22 protein-coding genes and 2 tRNA genes are annotated in these 22,235 nt (G+C 60.7%); 12 read left to right on the top strand and 12 right to left on the bottom strand.

The window, feature by feature from the left end; translation table 11 throughout:
* Nucleotides 1-199 precede the first annotated feature (199 nt).
* Both D6858_RS09850 and D6858_RS09845 read right to left on the bottom strand, forming a co-directional pair.
* Nucleotides 200-275: transfer RNA gene (locus D6858_RS09850), tRNA-Thr, on the bottom strand.
* 62 nt (nucleotides 276-337) lie between these two features.
* Nucleotides 338-411, bottom strand: a tRNA-Cys gene (locus D6858_RS09845).
* Nucleotides 412-538: 127 nt separating this feature from the next.
* Here D6858_RS09845 and D6858_RS09840 point away from each other — a divergent pair.
* Complete coding sequence (locus D6858_RS09840; RefSeq protein WP_120109486.1) at nucleotides 539-1,318, top strand: acyl-CoA thioesterase; 780 nt, start codon at nucleotides 539-541, stop codon at nucleotides 1,316-1,318.
* Nucleotides 1,319-1,364: 46 nt separating this feature from the next.
* Here D6858_RS09840 and D6858_RS09835 read toward each other — a convergent pair whose 3' ends face one another.
* The 6 genes from D6858_RS09835 to D6858_RS09815 form a co-directional block, all read right to left on the bottom strand.
* On the bottom strand, nucleotides 1,365-2,168 hold the full coding sequence (locus D6858_RS09835; protein ID WP_120109708.1) for a crotonase/enoyl-CoA hydratase family protein: 804 nt from the start codon (nucleotides 2,166-2,168) through the stop codon (nucleotides 1,365-1,367).
* Nucleotides 2,169-2,252: 84 nt separating this feature from the next.
* Nucleotides 2,253-2,837 (bottom strand): JAB domain-containing protein, encoded by a 585-nt coding sequence (locus tag D6858_RS09830; RefSeq protein ID WP_165859680.1) that lies wholly within the window; start codon nucleotides 2,835-2,837, stop codon nucleotides 2,253-2,255.
* Nucleotides 2,777-3,289, bottom strand: coding sequence for a hypothetical protein (locus D6858_RS15835; protein WP_165859679.1), 513 nt, complete (start codon nucleotides 3,287-3,289; stop codon nucleotides 2,777-2,779). The genes D6858_RS09830 and D6858_RS15835 overlap by 61 nt, the downstream gene beginning before the upstream one ends.
* A gap of 19 nt (nucleotides 3,290-3,308) precedes the next feature.
* On the bottom strand, nucleotides 3,309-3,647 hold the full coding sequence (locus D6858_RS09825; RefSeq protein WP_120109482.1) for a hypothetical protein: 339 nt from the start codon (nucleotides 3,645-3,647) through the stop codon (nucleotides 3,309-3,311).
* Between the two features lie 34 nt (nucleotides 3,648-3,681).
* Complete coding sequence (locus D6858_RS09820) at nucleotides 3,682-4,278, bottom strand: LuxR C-terminal-related transcriptional regulator (protein WP_240623809.1); 597 nt, start codon at nucleotides 4,276-4,278, stop codon at nucleotides 3,682-3,684.
* 82 nt (nucleotides 4,279-4,360) lie between these two features.
* The gene (locus tag D6858_RS09815) at nucleotides 4,361-5,560 is read right to left on the bottom strand and encodes an LL-diaminopimelate aminotransferase (protein ID WP_120109480.1); all 1,200 of its coding nucleotides are present in this window, start codon (nucleotides 5,558-5,560) and stop codon (nucleotides 4,361-4,363) included.
* Nucleotides 5,561-5,702: 142 nt separating this feature from the next.
* Between D6858_RS09815 and D6858_RS09810 the strand changes: the two genes are divergently transcribed.
* From D6858_RS09810 to lptG, 5 genes are all read left to right on the top strand, one after another.
* A complete protein-coding gene (locus D6858_RS09810) occupies nucleotides 5,703-7,580 on the top strand; it encodes a PHA/PHB synthase family protein (RefSeq protein WP_120109478.1) in 1,878 nt (625 codons plus the stop codon).
* A gap of 121 nt (nucleotides 7,581-7,701) precedes the next feature.
* Nucleotides 7,702-8,535, top strand: coding sequence for a phasin family protein (locus D6858_RS09805; protein WP_120109476.1), 834 nt, complete (start codon nucleotides 7,702-7,704; stop codon nucleotides 8,533-8,535).
* Between the two features lie 202 nt (nucleotides 8,536-8,737).
* Entirely contained in the window at nucleotides 8,738-9,124 is a 387-nt protein-coding gene (gene clpS, locus D6858_RS09800) for an ATP-dependent Clp protease adapter ClpS (protein ID WP_165859678.1), read from the top strand.
* 106 nt (nucleotides 9,125-9,230) lie between these two features.
* Complete coding sequence (locus tag D6858_RS09795; protein ID WP_120109702.1) at nucleotides 9,231-10,457, top strand: LptF/LptG family permease; 1,227 nt, start codon at nucleotides 9,231-9,233, stop codon at nucleotides 10,455-10,457.
* Between the two features lie 4 nt (nucleotides 10,458-10,461).
* Nucleotides 10,462-11,559 (top strand): LPS export ABC transporter permease LptG, encoded by a 1,098-nt coding sequence (gene lptG / locus D6858_RS09790; RefSeq protein ID WP_120109473.1) that lies wholly within the window; start codon nucleotides 10,462-10,464, stop codon nucleotides 11,557-11,559.
* A gap of 77 nt (nucleotides 11,560-11,636) precedes the next feature.
* On the opposite strand, the gene D6858_RS09785 is transcribed toward lptG, so the two are convergent.
* Complete coding sequence (locus D6858_RS09785) at nucleotides 11,637-12,761, bottom strand: fatty acid desaturase family protein (RefSeq protein ID WP_120109471.1); 1,125 nt, start codon at nucleotides 12,759-12,761, stop codon at nucleotides 11,637-11,639.
* A 122-nt stretch (nucleotides 12,762-12,883) separates the two neighbouring features.
* On the opposite strand from D6858_RS09785, the gene D6858_RS09780 reads away from it, so the two are divergent.
* Both D6858_RS09780 and D6858_RS09775 read left to right on the top strand, forming a co-directional pair.
* Nucleotides 12,884-14,041 carry a GNAT family protein gene (locus D6858_RS09780; protein ID WP_120109700.1) on the top strand — a complete coding sequence of 386 codons (1,158 nt, stop codon included), beginning with the start codon at nucleotides 12,884-12,886 and terminating at the stop codon, nucleotides 14,039-14,041.
* A gap of 953 nt (nucleotides 14,042-14,994) precedes the next feature.
* Nucleotides 14,995-15,447: a response regulator gene (locus D6858_RS09775; protein WP_240623796.1), complete on the top strand. Its 453-nt coding sequence runs from the start codon at nucleotides 14,995-14,997 to the stop codon at nucleotides 15,445-15,447.
* Nucleotides 15,448-15,730: 283 nt separating this feature from the next.
* On the opposite strand, the gene D6858_RS09770 is transcribed toward D6858_RS09775, so the two are convergent.
* Nucleotides 15,731-16,474, bottom strand: coding sequence for a Crp/Fnr family transcriptional regulator (locus D6858_RS09770; RefSeq protein ID WP_120109469.1), 744 nt, complete (start codon nucleotides 16,472-16,474; stop codon nucleotides 15,731-15,733).
* A 149-nt stretch (nucleotides 16,475-16,623) separates the two neighbouring features.
* Here D6858_RS09770 and D6858_RS09765 point away from each other — a divergent pair, with 149 nt between their 5' ends.
* Complete coding sequence (locus D6858_RS09765) at nucleotides 16,624-17,427, top strand: response regulator (RefSeq protein WP_120109467.1); 804 nt, start codon at nucleotides 16,624-16,626, stop codon at nucleotides 17,425-17,427.
* A 141-nt stretch (nucleotides 17,428-17,568) separates the two neighbouring features.
* Here D6858_RS09765 and D6858_RS09760 read toward each other — a convergent pair whose 3' ends face one another.
* Nucleotides 17,569-19,269, bottom strand: coding sequence for a CHASE domain-containing protein (locus tag D6858_RS09760; RefSeq protein ID WP_240623794.1), 1,701 nt, complete (start codon nucleotides 19,267-19,269; stop codon nucleotides 17,569-17,571).
* An 83-nt stretch (nucleotides 19,270-19,352) separates the two neighbouring features.
* On the opposite strand from D6858_RS09760, the gene D6858_RS16125 reads away from it, so the two are divergent.
* The 3 genes from D6858_RS16125 (at nucleotide 19,353) to D6858_RS09745 (ending at nucleotide 21,542) form a co-directional block, all read left to right on the top strand.
* The gene (locus D6858_RS16125) at nucleotides 19,353-19,670 is read left to right on the top strand and encodes a NepR family anti-sigma factor (protein WP_133305273.1); all 318 of its coding nucleotides are present in this window, start codon (nucleotides 19,353-19,355) and stop codon (nucleotides 19,668-19,670) included.
* A complete protein-coding gene (locus D6858_RS09750; protein ID WP_120109462.1) occupies nucleotides 19,670-20,281 on the top strand; it encodes a sigma-70 family RNA polymerase sigma factor in 612 nt (203 codons plus the stop codon). Before D6858_RS16125 ends, D6858_RS09750 begins: the two co-directional genes overlap by 1 nt.
* 73 nt (nucleotides 20,282-20,354) lie before the next feature.
* Nucleotides 20,355-21,542: an AI-2E family transporter gene (locus tag D6858_RS09745; protein WP_120109460.1), complete on the top strand. Its 1,188-nt coding sequence runs from the start codon at nucleotides 20,355-20,357 to the stop codon at nucleotides 21,540-21,542.
* Between the two features lie 60 nt (nucleotides 21,543-21,602).
* Here D6858_RS09745 and D6858_RS09740 read toward each other — a convergent pair whose 3' ends face one another.
* A complete protein-coding gene (locus tag D6858_RS09740; protein WP_120109458.1) occupies nucleotides 21,603-22,214 on the bottom strand; it encodes a superoxide dismutase in 612 nt (203 codons plus the stop codon).
* Nucleotides 22,215-22,235 lie beyond the last annotated feature (21 nt).

Below are 22,235 nucleotides of genomic sequence, written 5' to 3'. Positions count from 1 at the left end.
TCGTAGACCCTTCCTCTCAGGAGTTAGGGCCTCCGACAATCCCGGGGCGGTTCATTTCTCCGGCCTCAACCAAAGCAACGTAACATGCTGTTTGCTGCCGATCAGAGACATTCCGCCTCACCAGGGCATCAATTGCCCAAGCGTGGCCCAAAGCGAGCACTCGGCCGAACAGCCCTCTGGATTTGCCTGCTGAAATAGGTGGTGCCGCTTACGTGACTCGAACACGTGACCCCATCATTACGAATGATGTGCTCTACCAACTGAGCTAAAGCGGCACAGGGTCCGCCCCATAGTGGGGAGGAATACGCGCTGCAACGGATTTTGCCGTTACAGGAAATGGAGGCCCGAGCCGGAATCGAACCGGCGTATACGGATTTGCAGTCCGCTGCGTCACCACTCCGCCATCGGGCCTCGCGCCCCTTGCTCTCGCAGGGGAAGCGGCCCCCTAGCGCCTCATGCGCGGCAAGGCAATCGCTTGTCTGCACTTCCTGCTCTTCGGACTGGCGCTTTATCGCAGATTCAGTATTGAATCGAAACTATGAACTTCAAGAATCTGATAGACGCCATCGCTGTCGATGGCTCCGTCGTTGCTCTGCCTGATGCCAATCAGTGGATGCAGGGCAGAACTCTGTTTGGCGGTGCGTCGGCTGCACTCGCGCTGGCTGCAGCGCAGAAAGCATTGCCGGATTTGCCGCCATTTCGCGCCGCGCAGGTCGGGTTTGTCGCGCCTGTCGGTGCTGAGGTGTCGTTTCAGGTGACTGTCGTGCGCGCAGGGAGGAATGTCACGCAGGTCCGCAGCGACATTTCCTGCGATGGCTCGCTGGCATTCACCTCACTGATGCTGTTCGGTGCGGAACGGGATGCCAACGCCCTGCATCCCGCGCGCAGGGCAGATCCCTGGCCCGGCCCCCCGGAAGAAGCAGAACCGCTCGTCAATTCCACAGGACCGGCGTTTTTTATCAACAATCTGGAGATTCGCCGCGCGCAGGATCAACGCGGACCGGGCGAACCAATCGTCCGGCGCTGGGTCCGGCTGAAGGATCGCGGCGGGCTTGACGCTGTGACGGAGGCAATCGTTCTTGGCGATGCACTCCCTCCGGGTTCGATGAGAGCGATGCAGCGTCAGGGCCCTCTCAGTTCGATCAACTGGAGCTTCAATCTGCTCGATCCGGCAGCAACAACCCGCGATGGCTGGTATCTTGCGGAAACAGCAAGCGATCATGCCGATCACGGTTATTCGAGTGAGCGGTTGCGCCTGTGGAATGCCGATGGCGAACAGATACTTGCAGGGATGCAGGCGGCAGCGATCTTCGGGTGAAGGCACGTCTGCCCCCTCAGATGAGAACTGGGCATGACGCTACCCGTCATACGTCTTCGTAGTTGGCGCGCCTCTTCTCCATTCCCGCCATAACTGCCTCGATCTGATTTTTCGAACGCATCAATGGGTGCTGTTCGAGGCTTTCATCCATCAGCAGGCTGTCTGTCGATTTGTCCGGCATGGCATTGGCAATCCGCTTCGCCGCACGGATCGCAGGGGGGCTGCGATCGGCAATTGTCCGCGCGATGGCGAATGCACGCGCCAGCGGGTCGGTGTCGATATGCGTCGCCAGCCCCAGATCCAGCGCCTCCGCACCCGTGAATTCGCGATTGGTATAGATCAGTTCGCGCAGCACATCGTCCCGTACCAGCCCGCGCCACAGGGCATATCCGGCCATATCGGGCACCAGACCCCATTTCATCTCCATAATCGCCATCCGGGTATCCGGCGCGACGATGCGGATGTCGGCTCCACTGGCAATCTGCAACCCGCCGCCGAAGCAAACGCCATGCACCGCCGCGACAACCGGTACGGCAAGTTTGCGCCACTGCATGGCAACCTGCTGAAACTTGTTGGCATTGCCGAACGTGCGTTCGGTCAGTGGCGGTTCACCCGTACGAGAGTGGGAAAAGCTTGTGAGATCGAGCCCCGCACAGAACGCGCGCCCTTCCCCGGATAAAACAACCGCGCGCAATCCCTTGGCATCGTGCAGCGCACTGCCGGCAGCAATGATCCGTTCGAACATATCGGGGTCGAGCGCATTCATCTTGTCCGCACGGATCAGCCGAACATGCGCCACCCCATCGGCATCCAGAGTAACCGCTACCCGGTCGTTTTCACGAAATTGCATGACGGTCATCCTCTGCTGCGCTGTGTCAGTTCGGGCGAACCTCGCGCATGGTGGCGGCCAAGTCCAGTGGCAAACTGCAATTGGTCAGATACAACCCGCCAACCGCATACTCAGAACGCGCGTTCTGGTGACAATCAGATGGTCGATCAGCGCTATTTCGAGGGGTTGGCACACAGCCTCCAGTCGTCGGGTTTCCACGATATCGACTTCGCTTGGATAGCATTCGCCCGACGGATGATTATGGGCCAGCAACAGGCCCGATGCTCCCAAAGCGAGTGCGCGGGTGATCAGCGGCCGTGTTCGGGCAACGATCTGTCCCCTGCTCCCCTCTGCAATCAGCGCATCTCCCAGATATCGCTGCTGATGATCGCAGAATACGACGAACAGCCGCTCGTCCGTCTGGCCGCCGATGCTTGCCCGCAAATGCCGGTGCAGCACAGGGTCGGCCGCGTCGATCCTGCTCGATATCAGGTGCTCTCGATATGCACTGTCAACCAGTTGGCGGGCGGCGGCAATCGCCCGACACGCCTCGTCGTAACCGCCTGCCACGTCACGTAGTTGAGACGAACTGGCTGACAGAATCCGCTCAAGCGAACCGAAGCCCGCAATCAGCCGTTCGGCCAGCTGGATGGCATCGTCGCCCGCGAACGGTTCGAAGAGTTCCGCCACGCGCGATATGTCCCGTACTTGCGAACGCGGCGGTGATGGTTCCAGATGCCGAGAGCCAGAATGACGATCTGACAATATGATGGCCCCACGTACAGCACTACATACGCCAGCGCTGCCGTCCCCTGCGCCAGATCTTTCGCCAGGTGGGCAGTTGCCGCCAGCACCTGAAACGCCGCGAACCATAGTGGATACACCCGATTGGCCGTCAGAGCGACCGCCACCGAAACGATCAGCGCGACCCCATCGAGTATCGCATTGGCCGTATCGAGTTGAGAAAGGTCGCTCCACTGGCCAAGAAACCAGTTCGCTATCGGGAATGCGATTGCAAACCAGAGCAAAACTCCGGCCAAAACGCGTTCAGGCCCGCCGCCATATCGCCATGCTGCAATCGCAAGCATGGCGAACAGGCCGCACTGGAACCAATATCTGAATTCACCCGAAGCAAACCACACGTCTCCTCACTAGAGCCAGTCAGGACGCAACGGAAGCGCGGATATCAGGCGCGATCGCATGCGCTTCGATCGGGGTATCGACGCCACCGTCTATACCCATCTTCTCCCGCGCGACTTTGCTCAGTTCATCGTGGACCCGCAGGAGATTGGTCGACAGCGACAGAGCCTGCTGTTCGGCATGGATCAAACGCATCAGGGCGCGCTGGCCGGTATCGACCTCGGTATCGGAACGAAGCCGTGCAAGAATCATGGCCTGCTTGAGGCGGGCACAGGCAACCATCGCTTCATCGCTGACGGCTTCCGCTTCGCGCATCAGTTTGCGGATATTGAGCGCCTCATCACGCGTTTTATCAGTCATTTACAAAACTCCAGCGGAAAGCATCCGCTGAAGCTCAGTCAGCCGATGCCGAAACTTTCGACGGAGTGACCACAATCCCCTTCAACGCCTCGCTCAAAGAGAGAGTTGCCGTCACCATCAAGACCACTGCGGCGACGATACCGAATGCGATTCCGATGATGACGGCGAGGCGTATCAAGACAGCATTGTCGCCATCCAGCACCCCGGGCACCACCTGTGGTTCTTCATGCTTCCTCCACGGCGCCTCGATCGCAATTGGCGCTGCATCGGAAAGGACAAATTCCCCAGGTGCGACCCGGCCCCCTTGGTCGATGCCATCGTCGCTTTTCGGAACCTGAGAATTTCTCCATGCAGAATTTCTGTAGGGTTCATCTGGCGGCAAATTCGTTTGTTCGCTGGCACTTACCTCTGGACGGAAACTCTCATGCCGCCATGCTTCCACCAGTTCGCCAAGACTGGCGACACCGTAGATTTCCTTCAATGCGCGGACGTGCTGGTTAACCCGCGATTCGGAAATGCCCAACTCAGCCGCCACCGCCTTGAGCGGCAGGCGCCGGTCAATTCCTTCCAGAACAGCGACCTGCCGTTCGGTCAGTTGGGGTTTATCCTCGTCAGCCATCATACTTCGCATCGTCACCGAGGCGCAGTATAGGTGACGAGTAAGGGCACGGCAAACGCCCCGTAAATCCCTTTACGGAACGTTGCCCTGCACATTACGCAGCCGAGCTGTTGATCCCAAGCGATTGAAAATACCGCTTCACATTGCGGGCCGCCTGACGGAGCCGTTGTTCGTTCTCGACCATCGCAATGCGAACATACCCTTCGCCATCTTCGCCGTACCCGACACCGGGGGCCACCGCGACTTCGGCATGGGTCAGCAATTGCTTCGAAAATTCGAGGCTTCCCATATCTTTAACGGCAGGCGGCAGAGGTGCCCAGGCGAACATGCTGGCGGGCGGCGGCGGGATGTCCCACCCTGCCCGGCCGAATGCCTCCACCATGACGTCGCGCCGTTTGTGATAGAGCTGGCGGTTCTTCTCCACGATGTCCTGCGGCCCGTTGAGAGCGGCACAGGCTGCTGCCTGAATCGGAGTGAAGGCCCCGTAATCCAAATACGATTTCACCCGCGTCATGGCCGCGATCAGCTTGCGGTTGCCGACGGCGAACCCCATGCGCCAGCCCGCCATCGAATAGGTTTTGGAGAGCGAGGTGAACTCCACCGCGACATCCTTCGCCCCGGCGACCTGCATGATCGAAGGGGTTGGATTCCCATCATAATATAGCTCTGAATAGGCAAGGTCCGACAGGATCCAGACCTTGTTTTCCTTCGCCCAGGCGACCAGCCGTTCGTAAAAAGCAAGGTCGACCACTTCGGCTGTCGGGTTGGAGGGGTAGTTCACCACCAGCACGCTGGGCCGCGGCACGGTGAAGTGCATCGCCTTGTCCAGACTGCGCCAATAGTGTTCATCGGGCGTCGTCGGGACCGAGCGGATCGTCGCGCCCGCGATAATAAACCCAAAGGTATGAATGGGATAGCTTGGGTTCGGTGCCAGCACCACATCGCCCGGCGCGGTGATCGCGGTGGCGAGGCTGGCCAGCCCTTCCTTCGATCCCATCGTCACCACGACTTCGGTTTCCGGGTCGAGTTCGACGCCGAAACGGTTGCCGTAATAATTGGCCTGAGCGCGGCGCAGACCGGGGATTCCCTTCGACTGGGAATAGCCGTGCGCGTCAGGCTTTTTCGCCACTTCGCACAGTTTATCAATCACATGCTGGGGCGGCGGCAAGTCGGGATTACCCATGCCGAGGTCGATGATATCCTTGCCCGCCGCTCGCGCGGCCGCTCGCATCCCGTTCACTTCGGCGATGACATAAGGCGGCAGTCGCTTGATGCGGTAGAATTCGTCGTCCATCTTTCCCTGGCTTGGTTCGAGGCCGTGGCACTGCGCCAGCGGCTGTTTAAGGCCTTAGGGGATATTTCGTTTCCGCGAAACAGCAGATCATGCCAAGATTGTTGCGCCCGATGCAGCCCAAAGTGCAGGAGCGAGAGAGACGATGCCGGAAGACACCCCCAGCCCCAGTGCCCAGTTCGCCACTCTGCTGAACGCGCAAGGCGAAGCGATGCGTGAATTCTGGAGCCAGTTTGACACCATCTTTGACACTAAAAGCGCGCCGCAACCCGTTCAAAACTGGAATGAAATGTCCGAATGGGCCGACAATGCCCGGCATATTCACGCCATGTGGCTGGAATTTATAGCGGAGAAGACGGACAACACCGGGATATTCACCTCTTCGCTCGATCCGGCGCAATTTATGCTGATTTCGCAAGGCTGGGCCAAGGCCGCGCCGTTCGATGCCGAAGCCACGCAAAGGTTCGCGGAAGACAGCCTGAAGCTGTGGCAAAGCGTGCTGGGCCTGAATGCCACCGATGATGCAGAAGACAGCGCGGCGGAGCTTCCGCGCAAGGACCGGCGGTTTAACGATCCGGCGTGGCATACCCATCCGGCCTACGCCCTGCTGCATCAGACCTATCTGATGCTGTCGGATTATTTCGTATCGACCGCCGAACATGTCGAAGGGGTCGATGCGGAAAAGAAAGAGCAGCTGGCTTTCGCGACCAAGGCGCTGGCCGATGCGATGAGCCCGGACAATTTCCTGCTGACCAATCCGGTGGTTCTGCAACGCACGATCGAATCGAAGGGGGAGAACCTCGTTCGCGGGATGCGCCACCTGATCGACGATCTGAAACGCGGCCAGCTGACCCATACCGATTCGAGCGCGTTCCGGCTGGGCGAGAATATCGCCGCTACCCCGGGCAAAGTGGTGTTCGAAACGGCGATGTATCAGTTGATCCAGTACACTCCCACGACGGACACCGTGCTCGACGTTCCGCTGGTGATTTTCCCGCCGTGGATCAACCGGTTCTATATCCTCGACCTGACTCCGAAGAAGAGCTTCATCAAATGGGCGCTGGATCAGGGGATCAGTGTTTTCGTGGTGAGCTGGAAATCGGCCGACGCATCGATGAAAGATGTTGTGTGGGACGATTACATCCGCAGCCAGATCGAAGCGATCGACCATGTGCGCCAACGGCTGGAAGTGCCCGCGGTTCACACCATCGGCTATTGCGTCGCAGGCACCACGCTGGCGGCGACGCTGGCGGTCCTCGCCCGGCGTGGCGAAGCCGATAAAGTGAAAAGCGCCACGTTCTTCACCGCGCAGGTCGATTTCGAAAAGGCGGGCGAACTGAAAAGCTTTATCGACGACAGCCAGCTTGAGATGATCGGCCAGCTATCGCCCGATGGCTATCTCGACGGGCGCTATCTGGCGGCGACGTTCAACCTGCTGCGCGGCCGCGATCTGATCTGGAACTATGTCGTCAACAATTACCTGCTGGGCGAAGGGTATCCGGCGTTCGACCTGCTCCACTGGAATGGTGACGTCACCAATCTGCCCGCGCGGTGGCACAACGAATATCTGCGCGACCTCTATCGCGATAACAAGATGGTAGTGCCCGATGCGCTGGAGGCGGACGGCACCCCGATCGACCTGACCCGGATCGAAACCCCGGTCTATATTCAGGCCGGGCGCGAAGATCATATCGCCCCGGCGGAAAGCGTGTGGCGCATGACCCGCCATGTGAAAGGCGATGCGGTGTTCCTGCTGGCCGGGTCGGGCCATATCGCCGGGGTGGTCAACCCGCCCGCCGCGAACAAGTATCAATACTGGACCGGCAACAGCGCGGCCCCGACGCTCGAAAAATTTATCGAAGGGGCGGAGGAACATCCGGGGAGCTGGTGGCCGCACTGGCTGGGCTGGTTGCAGGAACACGATGCCACGCAGGTGCCCGCCAAGGGGAAACGCATCCCCGGCAAAACAAAGAAAGACCCCGTGATCGAAGACGCGCCCGGACGTTACGTGAAGACGCGCTGATACCGGCATTCCCCGACTTGCGCGGCAGGCCGTGCTCCACTGATGTTGCACTGCACAAAAATTCCTTGACTTCGCGATTGCGAAGCCTATTTTGTGCAGTGCAACATAGGAGCGTGAACCAATGGCCGATGCCAGCGATCCGAAAACTGTAGAACTGAAGGCCGACGCATCTGCCGAGAAGGCATATGCCGATGCCGCCGGGAACACCGCGCCCCAAAAGGTTGCGGCCCCCAAGGCCGATGCCCCGAAGGCAGCGGCCCCAAAAACAGAGGCCAAGCCCGCACCGGCTAAAGCAACCGTTGCCAAGGCGCCAAGCAAGGCCCCGGCGAAAAAGCCGGTTGCCCGCAAGGCGGCCGCCAAACGCCCGGCAAAGGTTGCCGCGAAAAAGGCCGTACCTGCCAGGGCAGCCAAAGTCGCGCCCGCCAAGGCAGCTCCGGCTCCAAAGGTTGCAGCGCCGAAGAAGGCCGCAGCACCGAAAAATACCAAGCCTGCCACAGCACCCAAATCCAAGGATACCATCATGACCAAGACCGCAGATTTCACCAAGACCATCAAAGACGCCGCCAGCGACCTGCAGGAAAAGGCCAAGACCGCCTTTGAAAAGAGCAAGGCCTATGCCGGCGAAGTGACCGAATTCAGCAAGGGCAATGTCGAAGCTGTCGTCGAATCGGGCAAGATCCTGTCGAGCGGCATGCAGGACATCGCACGCGGCGAAATCGAAGCGGCCAAGGGCGCTTTCGAAATCGCCACTGCCGACATGAAGGAATTCGCCGCGGTGAAGAGCCCGACCGACCTGTTCAAGCTGCAAGGCGAACTGGCGCGCCGTAACTTCGACGCGATGGTTGCCCACATGTCGAAGAACGCTGAAACCTCGATGAAGCTGGCCAACGAAGCGTTCGCGCCGATTTCCAGCCGGATGAGCATTGCCGCCGAAAAATTCACCAAGGCAGCCTGACCCCGAATTATCCTGCCGCCGACTCTCTCTCCTCTCCTATAAAGCGGCAGGACCATTGCGGGCCGGACGGTACACACCGTCCGGCCCGTTTCGTTTTGTTCGCACTGTTTTTTGCTGGTGCGTGTTTGGACAGATTTAACCGTTTCACGGCATCTGGTGAGTCCCGCCTTGCCCAATGCCAATCGCATACGATATTGCAGCCATGATGACCGCTTCGCACTACCCTGCCCTGCCTCAAACCAACCTGCCCCGACCTGTTTGCGCGGCGGGCGATGACGACGCGCACGATGGCGAAGGCCAGCTCGGCGTCGCCACCAAGGCCAAGGCCAAACCGAAAAAGCCGAGCCAGTACAAAGTGCTGATGCTCAACGACGATTACACCCCGATGGAATTCGTGGTGATCGTGCTGAAACGGTTTTTCAAAATGGATCTGGAACAGGCGACGCGGGTGATGCTCCACGTTCACCAGCGCGGAGTGGGTGTGTGCGGAGTTTTCCCGTATGAAGTGGCGGAAACCAAGATCAATCAGGTGATGGATTTTGCGCGGGAAAATCAACACCCGCTGCAATGTACGCTGGAAAAGGCCTGATCGCCCTATCCCCGCTGGGAAGGGGGCTGCTGTTTTGGGGGCATGACCTGCCGCAAATTTCCCGCTAGGGCAGCTTGCATCTGACAACCGGACCCCTGATCGCTTGCTGAAGTTTCTTCCCGCTATCGACCGTTATATCCTGCGGCTCACGCTTGTGCCGATGCTGGGCGTGTTCGTGCTGGCGGCATCGCTGCTGACGCTGGATCAGATGCTGCGCCTGTTCGATTTCGTCGGCGCGCAAGGCGGGCCGGTGGGCATCGTGTTCAAAATGCTGGTCGCGCTGCTGCCCGAATATGCCAGTCTGGCGATTCCGCTGGGCCTGTTGCTGGGTGTGTTGCTGGCGTTCCGCAAACTGGCCACGACCAGCGAACTGGACGTGATGCGCGCGGTCGGCCTCAGCTATGGCCGGTTGCTGCGGGTGCCCTATGCCATTGCCGTATTGCTGGTGATGGCCAACACCGCGCTGGTGTTTTATATCCAGCCGATGAGCCAGTATTACTATGCCCGGCTCGATTACGAACTGCGTTCCGGCGCCCTGGGCGCGTCGATCAAGGTGGGTGAATTCACCACGCTGAAAGATCGCATGGCGCTCCGCATCGAAGAAAGCGAGGATGACGGGCGCCGCCTGCTGGGCATTTTCGCCCGCGTGGCCGATGGCAAGGGCGAAGTGCTGTCGATTTCGGCCCGCGAAGGGCGCTTTCTGGCGACGAGCGACAACCCCAACACGATTATCCTGCGGCTGACCGATGGCACCATCGTGCAGGACAGCCCCGGCAAACCGGGCCGCGTGCTCAGCTTCACCAAGCAGGATCTGCCCATCGATCTGCCCGCGGTGGAAGAATTCCGCAAACGCGGCGAAGGGGAAAGCGAATATATCCTGCCCGAACTGCTGCGTATCGGGTGGAGCGGGGCCACCCCCGAACCGGCGCGCGATGCCAGCCAGGCCAGTTTCAATTATCGCATGGTCGAAGTGGTCATGATGATGCTGATGCCCTTACTGGCGGTCGCGCTGGCAATTCCACCCAAGCGATCGAGCAGCGCGCTGGGCGTGTTCGTGTCCATCGTGATGGTCGTCGCCTATCACAAGATCAACCAGTACGGGCACGATTTCGCGACAATGGGGCGGGTCGATCCGATACTGGCGCTGTGGGGGCCGTTCGTGCTGTTCGGCGCGCTGATCGTGTGGATGTATTACCGCGTGGCCTATGTGCCCGGCGGGCAGGCCATCGGGGCGCTGGAAACTGCCTTCGCCAAATTGTCCAAACGGCTGGGCAAATTGTTCAGCAGGCGGCGCAAACTGACCCGCCCCGCGCAAGCGACCCCGGCGGAATAACCCGATGCAGCTCGATTTCTTCCCCAGCAAGACGCTGACCGGCTATCTCGCCAAGACATTCGTAGTGCGGATCGCCGCGGTGCTGGTGATGCTGGTGATGGTGCTGCTGATGCTCGACCTGCTGTCGAACAGCGGCAAGGTGCTGGCCGCGCCCGGCAACGGGCAGGCCGAAGTGCTGACCTATGTCAGCTTGCGCGCGCCGCAACTGATCGCGCGGTTCCTGCCCTACTCCGTCCTGCTGGCGTCGATTCTGACACTGGCGACGCTTAACCAGAACAGCGAAGTGATCGCGATGAAGGCCGCGGGCCTTTCCGCGCATCAGGTGCTGGCGCCGCTGTTGCTGACTGCGCTGGTGACATCGGGGCTCAGCTTCGCATTCAACGAACGGGTGCTGACCCGCGCCAACGCCACGCTGTCGGCCTGGCAAGCCAACGATTACGCCAAAATGCCCACTGCATCGGGGGCGAAGGCCAATGTTTACGTCACCGATGGCACCAATATCCTCTATGCCGCGAATGCCAGTGGCACCGGCGCGGCCATGCGGCTGGAAGGCGTGACCTATTACGACCGCGCCCCCAGCGGGGCGATTGCCACTGAAACAAAAGCCGCCAGCGCGACTTTCGCCAGCCCCGGCTGGAAACTGACCGACGCCACCCGTTTCGAAGTCTCCACCGCTGAAACCACCAGCTTGCCCTCTGTCGTTGTGGGACAGGATCTGACGCCCGAACAGATCGAGCTGGGCAGCGTGAACCCCGACGGGCAATCGCTGATGGAACTGTCGCGCTCGATCGCCGATTACCGCGAAGCCGGTCGCCGCACCGCGGAGCTGGAGGCGAAGTGGTGGCACAAGATTTCCGGCCCGCTTTCCGCTGCGCTGATGCCCTTGCTGGGCGCGGTCGCCGCATTCGGGCTGGCGCGTTCGGGCCAGCTGTTCCTGCGCGCGATCATCGGCATGGCGCTGGGCTTCGCCTATTTCGTGGTCGACAACGCCGCGCTGGCGATGGGCAATTTCGGCGGATACCCGCCCTTTCTCGCCGCATGGGCGCCGTTCATGCTGTTCCTGCTGATCGGTGAGACAGTGCTGATCCGCACAGAGGAGTAGCGGATTGGGGAAGAAGCTGGGCTGATGGCACTGCCGCCGCCCGCCCCGCTCCGGCCCTTCGGGTCCGCTACCGCTTGTTACGCCGCCTTATCGCTATTCCGTGCGCGCATGGTGCTGGCCGCGATCCGCCCGACCAGCGGGATCATCCCGGTATAGTTCGCCTGAAGATACGTCGAATCCGCGCCCAGATGCGCCGACAGCCGCCGATGCGCCTCGCCCAGCGAGTGATAGGGCATCGATGGAAGCAAGTGGTGCAGCGCGTGGAACCGCAGCCCCACCGGCGCCCACATCGCAGCCACGATGCCCGGCGGCGGTACGTTGACCGAATCGAGATACTGCGCGGTCACCGTCATCGGCTCGCCCTCGTTCTCCCACAAATGCGCCACCAGCGTGCGAAGCTGGTTGAGCACTGCGACCACCGAAAACACCGCCAGCGCCACCAGTAGCGGTCGCCAGCCCAGCAGCGGGATGCTGGCAAACAGCGCCAGCGCCCAGATCGACGCGCCGGTTTCCAGCAGGATATACCAGCGCCGCTTCGATTCCGCGGGCGGGCGGCGGCGATAATCGGGATTGATCGCCAGCGTCGAGAACCGTTCCCAGTTCATCTTGCGGATCGCCGGGAAAATCAGCCCCAGCGGCGCGAGGATGCCAAAACGGATCATCAGCGCGGGCGGTGCCAGCAAGGCGATCAGCAGGAACACCGGCAGGCTCCACGGTTTCATCAGCGCCAGCGGCAGATATTCCGGGTCTTCCGGGGTGCCATATTTGGTCCGCGAATGGTGGATGGTGTGCCCGTCTTCATACATGAACGAAGGGGTCAGCATCGGAATGCCGACCAGCAGGTTCCACACAGTGCGGAAACCGGGCAGCGCATCGCGGTGCATGTGCGAAATTTCGTGAATGAACAGCAGCGCGCGATACAATGCCTGCACCGCCACCAGCCCCAGCAGGATCGCCAGCCATGTCTTGTCGGTCAGGATTGCCCCGGCCAGCGCGGCATAACCGATGAATGCAGAGCCGAGCATATCGGGCCAGTAAATCCCCGGCTTGGCTGTATGCAGGTCGCGCGTCAGATCGACTGCGGCACGCAACAACACTTTGTCGTCCGGCAAGCGGGTGCGATCAATCGCCGCATTCGTGGCGGTTTGAGCTTCCTGCGCGGAATAGGCGGTGGAGTGACTGGCGGGTTGAGTGGCGTTCATTATCTGCTTTTCCGAAACGATGACACGCCTTACTGCGCCCCTTTCGGGGTGGCGCGCTATGGCATAGGTCAAATCGCAGCTACCCCACACCTATGGAACACACAATGAACGAGGCTGCTGCCGTGTCAGACCGACAGATAGAAGTGATCCCCGTCACGAACAAGCGCGAGCGCGCGGATTTTGTCGATCTCAGTTATCGGATTCATGCCGACGATCCGCATTGGGTGCCCCCGCTGCGGATGGAAGCGATGGAGCTGGTCACCCCCGGTAAGAACCCGTTTTTCGACCATGCCGAGGTGCAGCATTTTCTGGCGAAGGAAGGCGGCCGTACGGTCGGGCGCATTTCCGCGCATATCGATCATCTGGCGATTGCCCAGCCGCCCGAACAGGGCATGGGGCCGGGTGTCGGCAACTGGGGCCTGTTCGAAGCGGAAGACGCAACAATCGCCGCCCGCCTGATCGCCACGGCGGAAGAATGGTTGCGTGACAAGGGGATGCACCGCGTTCTTGCCCCGCTGTCGATGTCCGTATGGGAAGAACCGGGGCAACTGGTGGCGGGCCACGATCATTCGCCCACGGTGATGATGGGACACCAGCCCGCCCGCTATCGCGACTGGTTCGAAGCGCTCGGTTATACCAAGGCCAAATCGCTTTATACTTACGAGCTGGATATTACGCAGGAATTCCCCCCGCTGATCCAGCGCATCGTCGCCTCTGGCGAAAAGAACGCGAAAATCCGCATTCGCAATGTCGATAAATCGAAATTCGACGAAGAAGCGCGCCTGATCCTCGATATTCTCAACGATGCGTGGTCGGATAACTGGGGCTTCGTGCCGTTCACCGACGCCGAAATCGCCTATGCCGGCAAGAAGTTCAAACCCATCGTGCGCGAAGACCTCATCATGGTTGCCGAATACGAAGGGGAACCGGTGGCGTTCATGATGACGTTGCCCGATCTTAACGAAGTGCTGAAACCGATGAAGGGCAAACTGTTCCCGTTCAACTGGATCAAGCTGCTGACATGGCTACGCAATCCGCAGGTCCGCACGATGCGGGTGCCGCTGATGGGGGTCCGCAAACGCCTGCAGTCCTCGCGCCTTGCCAGCCAGCTGGCCTTTATGATGATCGAATATATCCGGCGCAATGCGATTGAAAAATACGGCTCGACGCGCGGGGAAATCGGCTGGATCCTCGACGATAATCAGGGAATGGTCGCCATCGCGGAGGCTATCGACAGCCGGATCAACCGCGAATACGTGGTCTATCAGAAGGAGCTATAAGCGCGATTGCGTCGGGGCGGTGACACCACGAAGGGCGCCCCACATTATCAGCCCCACCGTCACCCCGGCCCACCTCTCGTCATTGCGAGGAGCCGCAGGCGACGTGGCAATCCATCGACCATACCTCGCCCTCTCACAGCCGTTGCGATGGGCGGGACCGTCGGGTGGAAGCTGGTCACACGAAGGCGCGAAGGCACGAAGTGAGTTTGGTCCGGACGTAAGGTCGCACTGCCGATGGCTGCCCAATACCATCGCGCGCACCCTCCCCTCGTCATTGCGAGGAGCGTAAGCGACGCGGCAATCCATGAACCGAACCTCGCCTCTTCCACAACCGCTGCAATGGACACCACCGCCCCACGTTGGATTGCTTCACTGCGTTCGCAATGACGAAGAGCGCCCCATATTATCAGCCCCCACCGTCACCCCGGCCCTGAGCCGGGGGCCAGCTTCTGCTGGCTCCACGCCGGAAGAATAGTGGCCCCCGGATAAAGTCCGTCCGCTCCAATCGTCATTGCGAGGAGCCGCAGGCGACGTGGCAATCCATCGACCGCACCTCACCCTCTCACAGCCGTTGCGATGGGCGGGGACGTCGGGCGGAAGTTTGGCACACGAAGGCGCGAAGGCACGAAGTGGGTTTGGTTCAGGTGCAGCGTCGCACTGCCGATGGCTGGCCAATACCATCGCGCGCACCCTCCCCTCGTCATTGCGAGGAGCGTAAGCGACGTGGCAATCCATGGCCCTGCCTCACCATCACCACAGCCGCCGCGACGGGCGCATCGCAGCGAACCGGCAACCGTCTCTCACACAGCCCGCTAACCGCTTCTATTCGTGGTATTTGTGCCACGAGGCGGCGCAATTTGGCGGAACGTGGGAACGGTGTTCCGGCGCCTGTCGTTCGCGTTATATGATCGCCCCGGCTTTTCCGTCCGGCGGCGCGAGAGGAACACGCGCAGGTGGCAACCCAAGGGGTGAAATCAGACAAGCGGAGCAAAGCGACTGCCGCGCCGCCAATCGGCATCGTGCTGGTGGTGGAAGACGACGCTATTCTGGCGCTGAATATCGAAGAGACCCTGCTTGGCGCAGGCGCCACGCGGGTGATTCAGTGCAATTCGTCCGACGATGCGCTGGCAGCATTACGCACACACCAACCGGATGCGATGATACTGGACGTGCATCTGTCGGATCGCGACGACGGCTGGGCGCTGGCCGAGCTGGTCAGCTCAGTCGGGCCCAATCCGCCGCGCATCGTTTTTTCAACCGGTGCCCCGCAAGATATCCCGGCCAACATCGCTGAGCTGGGGCCGGTGCTGGAAAAACCCTACGCGCCCGAGGATTTGCTCGCTGCGATCCAAACGCGCCCAGGTGCGACCGGGCTGTTCTCCCGTTTGAAAAGCGTTCTGCGCTAAAACCCATTCGCGCCACAACTCTGTGTCGCAACAGTTCCGCCAAGCCCATCCGTTTCATCAGGCCATAAAAAAGGCCTCCGCTCGCATTCGAGCGGAGGCCCTTCGGGATCGTATCACCAGCCGCTTGGACGGGAGGGGGGTCTCGGCGGTGACATAAGGGAAATGCACCGACCGAAAACCGGTTCCCCGCAGAATCGCATTTTTCAAATTTTTTTGATTCACCGCAATTCGGCTGTGCGGTGGGAGATGTGCCGGGGCTTTCACCAGATGCCCTCTCAGCCCCTCAGATAAACGGCCGCATCTGCATGCGCCGCCCTTCGAACTGCGCGAATTCGCTGGTGCGTTCCATATCGGGCACGGCAATCCGGCCATTGCGCCAGTCAACCAGCTTTTCGCGGCGCAGCCATTGCAGTGTGCGGTTCACATGCACCAGCGACAGACCAAGCATTTCCGCCACTTGCGTCTGCGTGATCGGCAGTTCGAGGCTGTTGTCCCGCCGGGCGATGCCGGTTGCCTGTGCGCGGTCCACCATCCACACCGCCAGATTGGCGATCCGTTCGCGGGCGTTACGCTGGCCCAACGAGACGATATGTTCTTCCAGCTCGGTTTCTTCCTTCGCCGCCATCCACACGATGTCGTATCCCAGCCGGGGATGCGAACGGATCAGCGTGGGGAAATCGACGCGGTGGAATTCGCACAGCCGCGCTGGCAGGATCGCTTCCACCGAATGACTGCGCGGATCGTCGAACGCACCCTGCAATCCGACCAGATCGCCGGGGAACATCAGGTTGACGATTTGCCGCCGTCCATCGTCCAGCGTGCGGACCCGCATCAGCACCCCTTCGAGCACCGTGAACAGTTCGTGCCCGTCACTGCCCTGTTCGAAAACCGTGTCGCCACGGTCGACCACGCGTTCCCCGCGCTTGATCGATTGCATGGTTTCGACTTGTTCGACCGTGAGAGCGCGCAGACACTGTGCCAGTTGCAGCGGGCATTCGGCGCACCGCGTCTCATCAGACGAAACCATCCGTACCCCCCCATTGCAATAGAAGAAACTGTCACCAATTTCTGTGCGATGGCAGTGATTTGTCCCGTTGCCAACAGCTTGTCAATTCGCAGGCGGAACCTTCGCTGTTCTGCATCGTTTCCCCGCTATCTCAAACGGGAAGGGTTTACATGTCGCTTGGAGATCAAGTCGCTTCCAATCTGCCGTATTTGCGCCGCTATGCCCGCGCACTGACCGGCTCTCAATCGACCGGTGATACATTCGTGCGCGCTACGCTGGAGGCCGCACTGGCCGACGACGAGCTGAAAAAATCGCTCGAGGCCGGTCGTGTCCCGCTCTACCGCGCATTTAACAAAGTGTGGTCGAGCGCCTATCTCGAAGTGGCCGACGATGGCCGCCCGAACGATGGGACCGGCGAACACGAAAGTGCCGCCCGCGATCGGCTGAAAGTCATCACTCCGCTCAACCGTCAGGCTTTGCTGCTGACGACGCTGGAAGATTTCTCGATCCCGGAAACGGCCGAAATCATGGAGCTGGACGCCGCTCAGGTGGAGGCTCTGGTTCAGGAAGCCGTGGCGGAAATCGACCGCGAATCCGCCACCAGCGTCCTGATTATCGAAGATGAGCCGCTGATTTCGATGCAACTCGAAGATCTGGTCCGCTCTTTGGGTCACGACATTTGCGGCACCGCCGCCACCCGCACGCAAGCGCAGGAAGTCGTTGCCGAAAAGACCCCCGGTCTGGTGCTGGCCGATATTCAGCTGGCCGATGGCTCCTCCGGTCTGGATGCAGTGGACGATATTCTGGCGATCGGTTCGGTGCCGGTGATCTTCATCACCGCCTATCCCGAACGCCTGCTGACCGGCGACCGGCCCGAACCGACCTATCTGGTCACCAAGCCGTTTCAGGAATCGACCGTACGCACCGCGATCAGTCAGGCGCTGTTCTTCGGATCAAGCCGCCCGCTGGCCTGACACCGCGCACAGCAACACCGAAACCAACCCGGCGAGGACAGATGTCCCTCGCCGGGTTTTTCGTGTCTGACGTAACGGGCGAGAGGGGCGCGAACGCGCGAAAATCGTAGATGGCAGGCAACGCCGTGCCAGCGTTACGTGTCAGCGAGATGCCGGGCTTTTACGGCGCCGTCCGGTCTGCCGACGCTCCGCCCGTTTGCGCGCGCGGATTTCAAATTCGCTGGGGCGGCGCACCGGCACCAGCAAGCGGCACCGCACCCCTTCGCGGGCAAATTCCAGCCGCACCGGATGGCGCAGTTCGTGGGCCACGATCTTTTCGATCAGATCGGTGCCGAACCCGCGCGATCGCTGATCGGGGACCGGGGGACCGCCACTTTCCACCCATTCGATACTGGCCAGGTTTTCTTTTTCCAGCGCCCAGGTCAGGCGGACTTTGCCCTCCGGCGTGCTCAGAGCGCCGTATTTCGCGGCATTGGTCGCCAGTTCGTGCACCGCCAGCCCCAGCGACAGCGCATCGTTGGGCGCCAGTTCGACATGCGGCCCCTCCAGTTCTATCGACGCTTCGCTGCGGGCATAAGGCGCCAGTTCGGCCTGCATCACCGCGCCGAGCGGAGTCGTGCTCCAGTCCGACGATGTCAGCAAATCGTGCGTGGCCGACAGCGCACGGATGCGGCCGTCCAGCCCGTCGGCAAAATCGTCAATATCGGTTGCCCGTCGCCGGGTGAGATTGACGATCGACAGCACATTGGCCAGCGTGTTTTTGACACGGTGGTTCAGTTCGCGGGTCAGCGTGTCGCGGATCGAATTCTGTTCTTCCAGCCATTCGAGCGAGGCCTGATCTTCTGCTGCCTGTTGCGTCAGCAACCGCACCACCACCATCAGCAGGCTGGCCACCAGCAGCCCGAACAGCAAAGTCAGCATCGACAGCGTGGACAGCCCCGCCCCTCGCGCCGATTCCACTTCCAGCACCATCGGGTGATTGGCGATATTCACCTGATTACGCACAATGCGACCGGTGCGGTGCGCCGGGGCGAGTTCCGCCAGCAGATTCTCCTTGCCCGGCGCCCCGTCATACAGGCGCACACCCATGTCACCGGGCGTTTCCAGCTCCATTGCCGAAATCAGGAAATCCTGCGCGTTGAACGGGCTATAGACAAATCCGCGCAGTTTACGGCCACTGATCCCCCCTTCGAACACAGGCATGTAGATCAGAAAACCCGGCTCTGGCTTGTTGCCTTCCTGTGCCAGCACGACTTTGCCGCTGGCGGTGGGGCGCACCGAATGGATCGCTTCGTCCATCGCCTCACGCCGGACAGGCTCGGAATACATGTCGAACCCGATGGCGCGGCGATTGCGTTCGGTATCGGGCTGCAAAAACGTGACGGGCACCACCAGCTTTGCATTCGCGGCCGGCTTGGGATGCACCGCACGACGGCTGGCAGTTACTTCACTCAGCGCGGCTTCATACCGGGAGACATCGCGCGGCTTCAGCGCAATCGCCCAGCCGATACCTTCCGCTCCGCGATAATCGGAATCAAGCCGCAGTTCGCTTATAAAGCGCCGGAAAAGAGGCCCCGGCACGGCATCGACCGTGCCGAACAGAGCCGCGCCTGCACGCAGATAAGCCGAAGAGGTATTGCCGCGCCGTTCCAGCGCAGAGGCGACTGCTTGCGCTGTTTCACTCATCGCGGCCTGTTCGCGCTGCCACTCGCCCCGCTCTATCGCGAAGATAGAGAGGGCGGTAATCGCTGTAATCAAAAGAAAAATCGCCAGCGGCGCCGCGCGCGGATATTGGACCAGCAATTGCCGTGCCCGGCGATTCTGCAAGTCCGAATTACTCAACCGACTACCCCCAACCGACTTGCCGACAAAATTGGCCGCAAGCCATTGTCTGCCAATACATACCCGGCAGTATCAAGGGAACCATGCGCGCCCGGCTTCGTTCCCAACTTGACAGCACGGCCATTCCGGGGAGTAGCGCACTCAACGACAGGCCGTTTACTGCGGACGCATTTTGTATCGATACATTATTGTTTGGGACGTTCATGACATCGGACAAGGACGACACGAAAGATTCTGCATCACAGGGGGGCGAAAAGGATCGCAACACAGTGAACAGACAGAAAAAAGATGCACAACCGGGGTGGGCCAATGGCCTGCGCCAGTTGTACGATTCTGTTGTGGAAGAAGAATTGCCGGATAGTTTCAAGGATTTGCTTTCCAAACTGGATGGCAAGAACTGATGAGCGAGACCGAGCGAACGGCCAGCGAGAAGGCCGATTTCAAGCGAGAGCTGACCGAAGTGGTTCCGCATCTGCGCGCATTTGCGCGTGGCCTGTGCGGCCGCCCCGACATGGCAGACGATCTGGTGCAGGAAACCATGCTGAAGGCATGGGCCGCGCAGGATCGATTCCAGCCCGGCACATCGATGCGCGCATGGACTTTCGTGATCCTGCGTAACGCCTATCTCACCGATATGCGCCGCAATCGTTTCCGTGGCGATTTCGACGAGAACGTGGCCGAACGTATCCTGACCGCGCCTGCGGGACAGGAAGAACCGATCCACCTGTCCGACATGCGCCGCGCGCTGCTGACGCTGCCGCCCGAACGGCGCGAAGCTTTGCTGCTGGTGGGTGCGGGTGGCTTCTCTTACGAAGAAGCGGCCAATATCTGCGGCTGTGCCGTGGGCACGATCAAAAGCCGTGTGGGCCGCGCCCGCGCTGCTCTGACGGCAATGCTGGAAGATGGCACAATTCCCAAACGCACCGCCGAAGACGAAAGCGCACACCGCGCCTTGCTGGAAGAGCTGGACGAAGTGGCCGCGGGCAACGGTGTCAGCGAACCGACCCGCTGATTGCGAACCGCTTGAACAGACCCCACGCTTGCGGCAATATCGCAGGTTCCGATTGTCATAAGGCTCCACGGCGATGAGCGCCCACGAATCCCGCGATGCTGCTGTGTCTGCGCCAGATGGCGGCGAACCCGCGCGCGTATCGGACAGCTCCACGCAAATGACATTCGCCGCGCAGGAATTGCGGCTGATGTCGGCGCTGGTGGTCATTCTGGGTCTGGGACTGTTTCTGGCACTGCCGTTCGTGCTGTCGATCGGGTCGGTAGTATTCCTGCCGCTGGTCACCGCACTGATCCTGACGATAGTTCTGTCGCCACTGGCGGATAAACTCGCCAGTTGGGGGCTGCCCAATGTCCTGGCATCGTTCCTGTCACTGCTGCTGCTGTGTGCGATTATGATGCTGGCGCTAGGGCTGATCCTGCAACCGGCAGTCGCCCTGTTCGATCAATTGCCGCAAGTGGTCGATCAGGTCAGCAAGCGGTTCAGCGAACTGCGTGCGAACTTCCACTGGATTGCATCGGCCAACGAGCAGATCGCGCAGATTACCGGGCATACCGGGCGCGAAGTCGTGCTGGCCAGCCCGTCGGTGTTCGAACAGCTCGCCTTTGCGACGCCCAGCGTGGTGCTGGAAACCTTGCTGACGTTCCTGATGACGTTCTTCATGGTGGAGGCGCGCGTCAGGTTGCGCCGCCACCTGATGCTTGACCGCAGCGATTTCGGCAGCAGTATCAAGGCCGCCCGCGTCATCCGCGAAGTGCAGGACCGGGTCGCCGCCTATATCCTGACAGTCACTTTCATCAACGCAGGCGTCGGCGTGATCGTCGCGCTGGGCGCATGGGCGCTGGGGGTCGATGCCCCGGTGATGTGGGGCGGGCTGGCCGCGCTGCTCAATTTCCTGCCCTATATCGGCCCGCTGGCGATGACAGCGGTGCTGGCGCTCTATGGCGTGGGGACAGCGGAAACCGCCTTGCTCGGCATTATCCCCGCGGCGGCCTATCTGGGTCTGCACACAGTCGAATCGAACGTTGTCACGCCGTCGATTCTCGGTGCACGATTTACGATGAACCCGGTGGTGATCCTGATCGCGCTGAGTTACTTCAGCTGGATCTGGGGCGTGTTCGGCGCGTTGCTGTCGGTGCCCATTCTGCTAACCCTGACCGCGTTCTTCGACCATGTCGGGCGGCCCAACCTGATCGGCTTCATATTTGGGGAGCCATTGTTCATCGGCAATCCGCAAACCACCGAACCTGCCGAAGAAACCTGATACGAAAAACCCGCCCCGGACAGCCGGAGCGGGTTTTCTGCAATCGCTGACTCGCGAGGATCAGCCCGGATATTTCCAGGTGGTGCCACGTGCGAGGTTTTCCGAAGCGAAGCTCCAGTTCAGCTTTGTGTCGATCACTGCGTCCAGATAGGCCGGGCGGGCATTCTGGTGATCGAGGTAATAGGCGTGTTCCCACACGTCGACGGTCAGCAGCGGGTTGCCGTCCTGATCGGCCAGCGTATCGCCATCGTGCGTTTCCGCGATTTCCAGCTTGCCGCCCTTTTCGACCAGCCAGACCCAGCCACTGGCGAAGTGGCCTGCGCCGCGTGCCTTCAGCTCGTCCTTCAGCTTGTCGAGCGAGCCGAATGCGTCGTCGATCATCGAAGCGAGTTCATCCGACGGGTTGCCGGTGTCAGCCGCCAGCGAATGCCAGTAGAACCCGTGGTTCCAGCTCTGCGCGGCGTTGTTGAACAGACCCTGGTTCTTGCCACGAACGGCGGCAATCACTTCTTCCAGCGACTTGTCGGCCAGTTCGCCACCTTCGATGGCGGCATTGGTCTTGTCGATGTACGCCTTGTGATGCTTGCCATAGTGGTACGACAGCGTTTCAGCGGAAATGGCCGGTGCCAGTGCCGTGTCGGCATAAGGCAGCGGGATAAGATCGAAAGCCATTTGGTTTCTCCCGTATTCGGA

The organism is Tsuneonella suprasediminis, assembly GCF_003605755.1.
GTDB classification, from domain to species: domain Bacteria; phylum Pseudomonadota; class Alphaproteobacteria; order Sphingomonadales; family Sphingomonadaceae; genus Tsuneonella; species Tsuneonella suprasediminis.
The sequence above is the reverse complement of the archived record's forward strand: the minus strand, read 5'-3'. Positions and strand labels throughout refer to the sequence as shown.